The sequence below is a fragment of the Flavobacterium sp. FG68 genome (assembly GCF_057808895.1).
In genome coordinates this window covers 95,355-105,558 of record NZ_JBMDIY010000019.1, presented here as the reverse complement: position 1 = coordinate 105,558, position 10,204 = coordinate 95,355, and the positions used below count along the sequence as shown (strand labels likewise).

The window sequence follows — 10,204 nt, the reverse complement described above, 5'->3', positions numbered from 1 at the left end:
CTAAAATCTAAAATCTAAAATCTAAAATCTAAAATCTAAAATCTAAAATCTAAAACCCTCTTTGTCTTTTTGCTTCAAAAATTAAAATAGCTGCAGCGACAGAAACATTCATGCTGTCGATTTCGCCTTGCATTGGGATAATGATATTTTGTGTTGCTTCGTCACGCCATTTTTGCGTTAAGCCGGTCGCTTCTGTGCCAACAACCAAAGCGGTTGGAGTAGTGAAGTTTTGGGTATGATAGGAAGTTGAATTTTGCAAAGTAGCCGAATAAAAACTGATCTTTTTTTCTTTTAAAAAAGCAATGATTTCTTCGGTTGTTCCGGTTGCGATTTGGTTGGTAAATAAACAGCCAACGCTGGAGCGTACAATATTCGGGTTGTATAAATCGCTTTTTGGATCTGCAATTAAAACGGCATCAAGATTTGCGGCATCTGCGGTACGTAAAACAGCACCCACATTTCCGGGTTTTTCCAGAGATTCGGCCACTAAAATTAATGGATTATCAGATAATTTTAAATCAGATAATTTTAAGGATTTGGTTTTGGCTACAGCCAAAATACCTTCGGTTGTATCGCGATAAGCTAGTTTTTGGTAAACTTCTTTGTTGATTTCGATTAATTGTACCGATGACGAAACTAATTTATTGATCTGGTTTTCAGTAACTAAATCGGGTAAAAATAAAACGGTTTCAATTTCGTAACCGCCTTTTATGGCTAATGAAATTTCGCGTTGTCCTTCAATTAAAAATGTTCCGGTTTGTTTTCTGGCTTTTGCTTTTTCCTGTAATAAAGCAAGCGATTTTATAAACGGATTTTGAACTGAAGTTATTTGTTTCATTTTTTTGAGCGACTAAGATTCTAAGGCGCTAAGGTACTGAGATTTTTTCTTCCTGCAAGGTTTTTAAAACCTTGTAGCTTTTGAGTTGTTATGGTTTTTGCCACGAATTACACGAATTTTCACTAATTTCTTTTGATTATGTTCAATTATAATTCGTGAAAATTCGTGTAATTTGTGGCGAAAAAAACTATTTGTCAAAAAGTTCTTTAACTTCAGTTTCAATAGGATGATCTGTGGTGAAATTGTATCCCATGATTTTGGCGAAAGTCTGGGCGAATTGTTTTTGGTACAATTGTGAATCTGTTTTGATTTCACCTTTTGGGGCAATTTCTGGTCCCATTGCTGCAAACCAAATTTGTGATGCACCTTCAATATCAGCTCCGTGATCTGTCCATTGTGATTTTATTTTGTCGCCGCGGCCGTGATCAACGGTTATAAATATAGTTGTCTTGTTTTTGTACTGTGGATCATTTTGTACAAAATCCCAGATTTCTTTAATCCATTTATCTACCTGATTTACGGCGTCAAGATACGATCTGTAATGACCATGATGCGCCCATTCGTCGGTTTCACCGTAAGAGATATACAGCACTTTTGGTTTCTTGGTTTTAAGTTCGTCCATTGCCTCATAATGCGTAAAAACATCAAGGCATTCATCTTCATGAAAAGGTTTGAACGAATTATTTCGCATTTCGTTTAATAGTTTTTGAGATGCCGTAGGTTTATTTCCGCCTACATTATCAAAAGCAGAAATTACAGGAAAACCACTTCTTTCCTCATTTAAAATTCGGTCAAAAGCGTCCCACGCACCAAAAGCAGCAACTTTTCCTTTTAGTTTAGATTGTTTATTTAGAAATTCCAGAACATTTACGTTTGGATTAGGTTTGTAACCGTTAGAATTTATCTGAACGTCAACATTTCCGGTCATGATTTCGCTATAGCCAGGATAACTAAACCAATACGGATTTGAAACATCTACTTTACTTCCAAGGTCGCGATTTCCATAAATTTGTCCTTTCGAAGCAATTTCTGTCCAGAAAAAAGGCATGATTTTTTGACGTGATCCTGCAAAATCTGTAGCAGAGTATTTTTTATAAATATAAGTACTGTCTCCCTGATTGAATTTTTTATCATTGGCAATCGCCGGATCTAATCCTTTAAAAACTTCCTGCCATCTAAAACCATCAGTAGTAATGATAATAATGTTTTCTGTTTTTTGTGCAGAACAAAATAGGCTGGTTAAAATGAATACAATTAGGATTGCTTTTTTCATTTTTTAATGATTTAGAAGTTATTTGATATCCAAAACTAATCAATAATTCAAATCAACTTAATTCATATTTTTAAATATAACCATTAATTAACAGAGCACAAAAACTACAAAATCCCTCTCGCTTTAATCTCCAAATACTTATTAATAGCATCCAAAGTCAAATTCTCAGGCTGCGTTAAAACCGAATGTATTCCGTATTTCTTCAATTCGTTTGCGATAAGACGTTTTTCAAACATGAATTTTTCGGCAATTACTTTATCGTAAACTTCCTGAATAGTATCGGTTTTTTTATTGATGATAGCGTTTAATTCCGTATTCTGAAAAAAGACAACAACTAGTAAATGGCTTTTCGCAATTCCTTTTAAATAGGGAAGTTGGCGATGTAAACCGTCCATGGTTTCGAAATTTGTATACAGAATAATCAAACTTCTTTGGTTGATGTTTTTCTTGATATCAACATACAATCGGCTGTAATCGCTTTCAAAAAAGTCGGTTTTGATGTTGTATAAAGTTTCAAGGATTTTTTGCATCTGCGAACCTCTTCTTTCTGCAAAAACTCTGTTTTCTACTTTTTTAGAAAAGGCAAAAATTCCGGCTTTATCTTGTTTTTTCAAAATTACATTTGATAAAACTAACGTTGAATTTATTGCATAATCCAGTAAACTTAAACCGTCAAAAGGCATTTGCATAACGCGTCCTTTATCAATTGCCAAATAAACAGATTGCGATTTTTCGTCCTGAAACTGATTCACCATCAAAGCATTTTTCTTTGCTGTAGCTTTCCAGTTTAAAGTTCGAAGATCATCGCCCTGAACATATTCTTTAATTTGTTCAAATTCCATGGTATGACCAATTCGGCGGATTTTCTTGATTCCGTATTGATACAAATTATTCGAAAATGCTATTAAATCGTATTTTCTTAATTGAATATAAGACGGATAAGTCGGCACCATTTGATCTTTTGCAAAAGAAAATCTTCTTGAAATCAATCTTAATGGCGAAGAAACGTAAATGTTTAAATAACCAAAATGATATTCGCCGCGTTCGGTTGGACGAAGATCATATCCAATTTCTTTTTCTTCGGATGCTTTTACTTTTTTTGCAATTTTAAAATTACGAACCTGAAATTGAAACGGAATTTCATCAATTATCCTGACCAAAATTGGAAAAGTATAATGATTCCTGATTTTGATGTTTATTGGGTTTAAATCTCCATTTGAAAGCTTTTCGGGTGTAATTCTCTCGGCTTCAATTCCTGTTTTGGCCAGATATAATATTAAAATATCCAAACCTAAAAAAGTGATCAAAACCAAAACAATAAACCAAACTGCGTTGTACAAATTCGGAAAAATAAAAGCGCAGACAAATAATGCTATAATGCCCAAAAGCACATAGAAGAAGAAATTATTGAGATATAGACTTTTTATAAACTTCACTGTTTTTTATAGTTTCAGGTTTTAAGTTTCAAGTTCTCCTGCAAGGTTTTTAAAACCTTGTAGGTGTTTTTGGCTTAGAATAAATTATATAATTAATACCTACGAGGTTTTGAAAACCTCGCAGGAACAGAGAATTACCTAGGAATCTCTACAGTTTCGATAATTTGTTTGATAATTTCAGAACTTGTAATTCCTTCCATTTCACGTTCCGGAGCAACGATAACACGGTGCTGTAAAACTGGAATTGCAGCTTCTTTAATATCTTCCGGAGTAACGAAATCACGTCCGCGAATAGCAGCGAAACCTTTTGAAGCGTTCAAAATAGCAATCGATGCACGAGGCGAAGCTCCTAAATATAAAAGGGCATTTTCACGTGTGTTTACTACGATTCTTGCGATATATTCCAATAGGTTTTGTTCTACTCTAATTTGTTTAACTAAAGCCTGATATTGGTTTATTTCTGCAGAAGAAAGCAGTGTTTGAATAGCTTCTAATTTTCCGTGATCCTGCAATAAATGCTCTCTCTGAATAATCAGGATTTCTTCGTTTAATTTTGGATAATCGATTGTGATTTTGAATAAGAAACGGTCTAATTGTGCTTCCGGCAAACGGTAAGTTCCTTCCTGCTCAATTGGGTTTTGCGTTGCGATTACCAAAAATGGAGTTTCTAATTTATATCCGGAACCGTCAATTGTAATTTGGCGTTCTTCCATAACTTCAAAAAGTGCAGCTTGAGTTTTTGCCGGCGCACGGTTGATCTCGTCAATTAAAATTAAATTAGAGAAAATTGGCCCTTTTTTAAATTCAAATTCTGAACTTTTTAAATTGAAAATAGATGTTCCTAAAATATCAGATGGCATTAAATCCGGTGTAAACTGAATTCGGCTAAAATCAATATTTAATGTTTTTGCTAATAACTTTGCTGTAATAGTTTTGGCAACTCCGGGAACACCTTCCAGTAAAACGTGACCGTTTGATAAAATCGCAACCAAAAGCTGGTCAACCATTTTATGCTGTCCCACAATTACGGTTTCGATTTCTTTTTTAATGGCGTTTACATGCTCTAAAAGAGGAGCTAAATTTATTCTGGTTTCAAAATTCACATTTTCATTTGTGATTTCTGTTTCTGGTGTATTAATATCGTCCATGTTTGGTGTGTTTTTTAATTCGTTTTATTTTATTTTTTTTGCCACTCCCGATAGCTATCGGGATAAAAGAATTAAAATGATTTTTCTAAATATATCAATCTTAACTCTGCTGCAAGTATTTTATTTAATGTATAATTTTTTCGATTGCATTATTAATTCGGATTAAATCCTGTTCAATACTGTCATGATAACTATTTCGGTGTTCGTTAATTAAAAATACGAGTTCCTGAATATCTTTTTCGTCTTTACCTGTTTTATGATGCAGTTTTTTGACAAACTCGTCGTCCAGTTTTGTGGTATCGATTAAATATTCGGTTCTGATTCTTTCTAAGAAATAAATGATTTTTTTATCAATTATATTCTTGTGATCGCCTTCCTGATAGTACAAATTACCAATTGTTTTGGTAAAATCAATTGTCAAATTGGATAATGGCTGCAAAATAGGAACAATTCTCTGTTTTCTTTTGGCATTAAATATCATAAAAATCAACATGCCAATCAGGAATAAATAGAAAGCCCATGCTAAGGCCGGCTGACTATATATATACCGAAGCGGCGACCCGGAAATATTTTCATCTGTCTGCAATTTTGTGTACCAAAAAACATCTCCTTTTGGAATATACGAAAGCACATTTTCAGCATATTGATAACGATCCTTTTTGAGCAGATTATAATTTGTAAAAGCAACGGGATGTATGTGCAGAAAGAAATTTCCGTTTTTATAAGGAACTTTTATAAAATTGATGTTTTTCTTCTTTTTTGGATTTCCCTGATAACCTAAAATAATGGTGTTTAAAGTGTCAATCTTAGAAAAATAATCGGCAATATCGCCTGTTGATTTGTATGCTTTTCGACTCAGTTTTTTATTTGCCATCCAGACTAATGAACTATCTGTGGGACGGAAATTTGAAGTATATTCAAACTTCAAACTATCCAATAAAGGTTTTGGGAAATTTGCCATACTTAAAAAAGCATTATTTCCGTGTGAAACGAAATACATAATTTCTTTCATTGACTGATCGTCAATATTATTCTGTACAGAAATATTAACAAAAGTTCCTTTTACAGAATAAGTTTCGACTAATGAATCTTCATCGTATTTTGAATCTAAAAATTCATAAGGCGTTACAGTTGAAATTCTTTGGATTTTTTGCTTTTTTAAAATACCGCCAATTTCTTTATCAAAAACATATAACCCAAAAGGGATTTTGTCATTGACAGAGTAGGTTGGACGCCAGTCGATAGGTTTTGGTTTGTCGTAATCTGAAACCAGAATTAAGATAAAAATAAAAACCAGAACAGAAATGTATATTTTTATATTCTTATTCATTAACTAAAGGTTTTTATTGCATTCTTAAATCTACTCTGTGCCTTGTTGAAAGTGGTTTCATCAATTTCAAATTCACCATACCAAATGTAATTGTAGAGATATGACAAATATGTAAATTCTTCTCTATGAGCAGGTCTTTGAAGCTCATATAAATAATCTGAATTTGTTTTTTCGATATCCCATTCGATATAATTATTCTGGGCCATTATTTTTAAAAGCCAAAGATAATAGTATCGAATTGCCGCACGTTTTTCGCCTGATTCTAGACTTTCTTTGATCAGTTTTTCGAAATCTAAAAGGTGAATGTTTTTCTCGATATCAGAATAATAAACGGTTCTTTTGTTAGAATTTTTGCCAAAAATCCATTGTCCTTCTTTATTAATAATTGCTTTAACGATTAAATAAATCATCAAAATAACTCCTAACGTCAAAATAACCCTGATCAATATACCTACAAAGTTTAAAGAAGCTTCGGTTGTACTAAACGAAAACAGACTTCTAAAGATACTTGCAAGCCAGTCTTTAAAACGATCCCAAAGGCTTTTTTCCGGAGCTTTATGTTCGTAAACAAAATCTGGATCGGTATATTTTTTCTGGTAATTTTTTGAAAAAGTCCTGCCTTCAATTGAGTCTGAATCAATTTGAATATCTTTTTCAGTGTATTTTATCGCAGCAATTTTTGGAGGATCTTCCGTCACCAAAGAATCCTGCGCATTCGAAACACTGCAGAAAAGGAAAAAAGATAAAATAAATAAAATTTTATTCATTACTGGTTTAATTAATTCGTTTTGGCTGATAATTTATACACTTTTTTGTAAACAATAGTAGGGTAAACCAAGTAATAAAATGAAATTATTCCTAAAGTAAATAATATTATAAAACTGCTTAACCAGTTGGGCATATCGATAGAATATCTTGTAATAAATCCTTCAAGAAAACCTGCGCCAATGGTAAAAGGGAAAGTGCTTAAAAATATTTTAAAACTGTTTTTAAAACCAATTTTAAAAGAATTAATTCTTGAATAGGTTTTAGGGAACAAGATAGAGGCACCCAAAATAAATCCGGCAGCAGTTTCAATTACAATACCAAAAATTTCCATTGCGCCATGAATCCAGATACCGCGTACACTTTTCCAGAAAACATTTTGCTCGTAAAAGAAATATTGAAAGGAGCCAAGCATGATACCATTGTTCATTGCTACCAAAAACGTTCCAATTCCCGCAAAAATTCCATACATATAACATTTTGCGCCAACATAAAGATTATTCATTGTAATGCCTACAAAGCTTCCCCAGTTAGAACCAGAGCCATAAACGGCCATTGGATTTCCTTTCTTGATATTTTCTAAAGTCATATTGACATAATCGTCGCCTAATATCAACCGAACGAAATTTGGATCGTAGCGTGCAGAAACAACTCCCATTGCAACGGTGGCAAAAAAGAGTACAAAAGCGTATAAAAGATATCTTTTGTATTCAAAAAGCAAAAGCGGCACTTCTATTTTAAAAAACTCTACAATTCTGTTTTTCTCCGTTCGCTTCGTTTTATAAATCTTTTGATAAATCTGTGAAGCCAAATGATTTAAATAGATAACTGTCTTACTTTTAGGGTAATAAGTTTGAGCATAGGAAAGATCATTCATTAATTGAATGTACAAATTAGCTAATTCGTCAGGATTTTTCTTAGCTTTACCGAAAATAGCTAGCTCAAATTCCAGCCATTTTTCTTTATTTTGTTTTATAAAGGCAACTTCTCTCATTGAGGGCTAAAATATAAAATATGTCAGAATTATCTATTAACACAACACAAAATGTCAAAATAAATTTTGTCGCTGCCTCTGTAGGCGAGCGATTAGGTGCTTATTTCATTGACGCAGGCATTAAAATTTCGTATATATTCTTCATTATTTGGGTGTTTTTTTACTGGATCGACATCGATAGGCTCATGACAAATTTAGATTCCTGGTCCAGAGGAGCTATATTTTTGGTGTTGTTTTTTCCACTGATTATTTACTCGATAACTTTAGAAAGTATTTTTGAAGGACAGTCCTTTGGGAAAAAACTGGTAAAAATAAAAGTCGTAAAAATAGATGGTTATCAGGCAAGTTTTGGCGATTACCTAATTCGCTGGTTTTTTAGGATTATTGATTTTAGTTTATTCAACGGAATAATTGGTTTAATTGCTGTGGCTTCAAGTAAAAAATCACAGCGATTAGGAGATATGGCAGCCGGAACAGCCGTAATTACTTTAAAGAACAAAATTAATATCAGCCATACCATTCTGGAAGATATTGGCGAGGCTTATGTGCCAACTTATCCTTTGGTAATTAAATTATCTGATAATGATATGCGAATTATTAAGGAAACATATCAAAGTGCGCTGGCTAAAAATGATCACGAAATTATCTATAAACTGGTTGCAAAAATTGAAGGCGTAACCGGAATCAAAAATCAATCAGGAAATAATAACGATTTTATCAGGGTAATTTTAAAAGATTACAATTTCTATACGCAGCATATGTAATGAATTGATAAAGAGTTAATTCATTGTGTTTCTTAGTGTTAATTATCCGTTTAAATTTTATAAATTTATCAGACGTGGAAAATCTGATTATAAATTAAATTCTAAATGATATGATGATTAAAAAATTAACTGCCGTATTATTACTGTTTTTTGTATCCGTTTTTAGTTTTGCTCAAGGCGGAAAAAAATTAGATAAAATTATTAAAAGAGATTATCAGATTATTGAAGGTACAATTAGCAAATATCTGATAAAACAGTTGAATATTCTTTACCCGGAGAAACGCTGGTAATATCTCTTGATGTTTCTCAAATAGCCAGAATCGATTTTGCAAGCGGGCGTTCGCAGACTTTTGATGTAAGTCAGGGAAATAACTCTTCTTCTAATTCGGCAGTTATTGCTGCAGCAGAGGTAAAACCCAATACAATTGCAGTACTTCCGGTTCCGTATTTAAATTCAGATACACAGGAAAGCTCAGAAGATATGGCAAAATTTGCCCAAAATGATCTTTACAATAAACTGATTGATAAATCATCGAATATTTTTCCGCTGACGGTTCAGGATTTAAGAACTACAAATAGTTTACTGCACAAAGCGGGAATTGATCACAACAATATTGATGAAACACCAATTGAAGATCTTGAAAAAATTCTTGGAGTCGATAATATTGTAGCAGCAAAAGTTTCCTATACCATAAATTCAGGAACAACGGCGACAACTTACAGCAGCGGAGACGCAAAAGTAAGCGACAATAATAAGAAGGTTAAAACCAACGATGTTTCGACAACAACCGCAAGCACACAGGTTTACTACTATTACACGGTTTATTTTGACATGTATAAAAATGCTTCAAAAATATATTCGCAAACTCGTAAACCGTTTTTGGCAATAAAAGACAGCTGGATGGATTCGATTACCTATTTATTAAAAAGAAGCCCTATTTATACAAAAAAATAACAAATTGAGGAGCTGCAATTAATTTAATCTTTGTATCTCTGCACCTTTAAATTTTTGCACCTTAAAGCATGTTTCACTTATTAGATATTATTGGCACAATGGCATTTGCAATGTCGGGAGCATTAACTGCGATGCATAAAAGACTCGATCCGTTTGGGGTTTTTATCATTGCATTTGTTACCGCTGTAGGCGGCGGAACGCTTCGTGATGTTTTAATTGGAAGAACTCCAGTGGGCTGGATGATGAATCTTCAATATGTTTATGTTATTATTTTAGGTTTTTTTCTGGCTATTATCTTCAGAAAAAAGTTTGACAAACTGAGAACTTCGCTGTTTCTTTTTGATACCATTGGTTTAGGGGTTTTTACCTTAATTGGTCTTGAAAGAGGAATTTTAACAGGGCTTCATCCTGTAATTTGTGTGGCTTTAGGAACCATGACAGCTTGTTTTGGCGGTGTAATTCGGGATATTTTGTGTACCGAAATTCCAACGATTTTTAGAAGAGAAATCTATGCAACAATCTGTATTTTTGGCGGTATCGTATTCTTTGGACTTAAGAAATTAAATTTAGAAGATGATGTTTTGTACCTTGTGACTTCTGTTGTAATAATTTCAGTTCGTTTATTAGCGGTAAAATATAAATGGTATCTGCCGGCTTTTGAACATAAATAAAGATTTTTTTGTTTGCCACGAATTACACTA

Annotated in this window: 11 protein-coding genes; 4 read left to right on the top strand and 7 right to left on the bottom strand. The window is 33.0% G+C overall.

Translation table 11 applies throughout. The features are described from left to right. Positions 1 to 49: 49 nt before the first annotated feature. The 7 genes from ACODSB_RS13745 to ACODSB_RS13715 form a co-directional block, all read right to left on the bottom strand. Positions 50 to 838 carry a TrmH family RNA methyltransferase gene (locus ACODSB_RS13745; RefSeq protein WP_053471016.1) on the bottom strand — a complete coding sequence of 263 codons (789 nt, stop codon included), beginning with the start codon at positions 836 to 838 and terminating at the stop codon, positions 50 to 52. A gap of 187 nt (positions 839 to 1,025) precedes the next feature. Then, complete coding sequence (locus ACODSB_RS13740) at positions 1,026 to 2,111, bottom strand: phosphoglyceromutase (protein ID WP_488937470.1); 1,086 nt, start codon at positions 2,109 to 2,111, stop codon at positions 1,026 to 1,028. Between the two features lie 104 nt (positions 2,112 to 2,215). After that, positions 2,216 to 3,547 carry a DUF58 domain-containing protein gene (locus tag ACODSB_RS13735; protein WP_488937469.1) on the bottom strand — a complete coding sequence of 444 codons (1,332 nt, stop codon included), beginning with the start codon at positions 3,545 to 3,547 and terminating at the stop codon, positions 2,216 to 2,218. Between the two features lie 134 nt (positions 3,548 to 3,681). Continuing rightward, positions 3,682 to 4,695 (bottom strand): AAA family ATPase, encoded by a 1,014-nt coding sequence (locus tag ACODSB_RS13730; RefSeq protein ID WP_488937468.1) that lies wholly within the window; start codon positions 4,693 to 4,695, stop codon positions 3,682 to 3,684. A gap of 124 nt (positions 4,696 to 4,819) precedes the next feature. Beyond that, complete coding sequence (locus tag ACODSB_RS13725) at positions 4,820 to 6,025, bottom strand: DUF4350 domain-containing protein (protein ID WP_488937467.1); 1,206 nt, start codon at positions 6,023 to 6,025, stop codon at positions 4,820 to 4,822. After that, a complete protein-coding gene (locus ACODSB_RS13720; protein ID WP_488937466.1) occupies positions 6,025 to 6,792 on the bottom strand; it encodes a DUF4129 domain-containing protein in 768 nt (255 codons plus the stop codon). Before ACODSB_RS13720 ends, ACODSB_RS13725 begins: the two co-directional genes overlap by 1 nt. A gap of 11 nt (positions 6,793 to 6,803) precedes the next feature. Continuing rightward, positions 6,804 to 7,784: a stage II sporulation protein M gene (locus tag ACODSB_RS13715; RefSeq protein WP_488937465.1), complete on the bottom strand. Its 981-nt coding sequence runs from the start codon at positions 7,782 to 7,784 to the stop codon at positions 6,804 to 6,806. A gap of 20 nt (positions 7,785 to 7,804) precedes the next feature. On the opposite strand from ACODSB_RS13715, the gene ACODSB_RS13710 reads away from it, so the two are divergent. The 4 genes from ACODSB_RS13710 to ACODSB_RS13695 all read left to right on the top strand — a co-directional run bounded on the left by ACODSB_RS13710 (position 7,805) and on the right by ACODSB_RS13695 (position 10,174). Further along, positions 7,805 to 8,548 (top strand): RDD family protein, encoded by a 744-nt coding sequence (locus ACODSB_RS13710; protein WP_488937464.1) that lies wholly within the window; start codon positions 7,805 to 7,807, stop codon positions 8,546 to 8,548. A 110-nt stretch (positions 8,549 to 8,658) separates the two neighbouring features. Further along, positions 8,659 to 8,838 carry a hypothetical protein gene (locus ACODSB_RS13705; protein WP_488937463.1) on the top strand — a complete coding sequence of 60 codons (180 nt, stop codon included), beginning with the start codon at positions 8,659 to 8,661 and terminating at the stop codon, positions 8,836 to 8,838. A gap of 191 nt (positions 8,839 to 9,029) precedes the next feature. Beyond that, positions 9,030 to 9,503, top strand: a complete 474-nt coding sequence (locus ACODSB_RS13700; RefSeq protein ID WP_488937462.1) for a hypothetical protein — start codon at positions 9,030 to 9,032, stop codon at positions 9,501 to 9,503. A gap of 68 nt (positions 9,504 to 9,571) precedes the next feature. Continuing rightward, positions 9,572 to 10,174 carry a trimeric intracellular cation channel family protein gene (locus ACODSB_RS13695; RefSeq protein WP_053471006.1) on the top strand — a complete coding sequence of 201 codons (603 nt, stop codon included), beginning with the start codon at positions 9,572 to 9,574 and terminating at the stop codon, positions 10,172 to 10,174. Positions 10,175 to 10,204 lie beyond the last annotated feature (30 nt).

What these genes read in the sequence shown, in the direction of transcription:
- ACODSB_RS13745 (WP_053471016.1), bottom strand. Translation starts at nt 838, where the DNA reads ATGAAACAAATAACTTCAGTTCAAAATCCGTTTATAAAATCGCTTGCT.
- ACODSB_RS13740 (WP_488937470.1), bottom strand. Translation starts at nt 2,111, where the DNA reads ATGAAAAAAGCAATCCTAATTGTATTCATTTTAACCAGCCTATTTTGT.
- ACODSB_RS13730 (WP_488937468.1), bottom strand. Translation starts at nt 4,695, where the DNA reads ATGGACGATATTAATACACCAGAAACAGAAATCACAAATGAAAATGTG.
- ACODSB_RS13725 (WP_488937467.1), bottom strand. Translation starts at nt 6,025, where the DNA reads ATGAATAAGAATATAAAAATATACATTTCTGTTCTGGTTTTTATTTTT.
- ACODSB_RS13720 (WP_488937466.1), bottom strand. Translation starts at nt 6,792, where the DNA reads ATGAATAAAATTTTATTTATTTTATCTTTTTTCCTTTTCTGCAGTGTT.
- ACODSB_RS13715 (WP_488937465.1), bottom strand. Translation starts at nt 7,784, where the DNA reads ATGAGAGAAGTTGCCTTTATAAAACAAAATAAAGAAAAATGGCTGGAA.
- ACODSB_RS13710 (WP_488937464.1), top strand. Translation starts at nt 7,805, where the DNA reads ATGTCAGAATTATCTATTAACACAACACAAAATGTCAAAATAAATTTT.
- ACODSB_RS13705 (WP_488937463.1), top strand. Translation starts at nt 8,659, where the DNA reads ATGATGATTAAAAAATTAACTGCCGTATTATTACTGTTTTTTGTATCC.
- ACODSB_RS13700 (WP_488937462.1), top strand. Translation starts at nt 9,030, where the DNA reads ATGGCAAAATTTGCCCAAAATGATCTTTACAATAAACTGATTGATAAA.
- ACODSB_RS13695 (WP_053471006.1), top strand. Translation starts at nt 9,572, where the DNA reads ATGTTTCACTTATTAGATATTATTGGCACAATGGCATTTGCAATGTCG.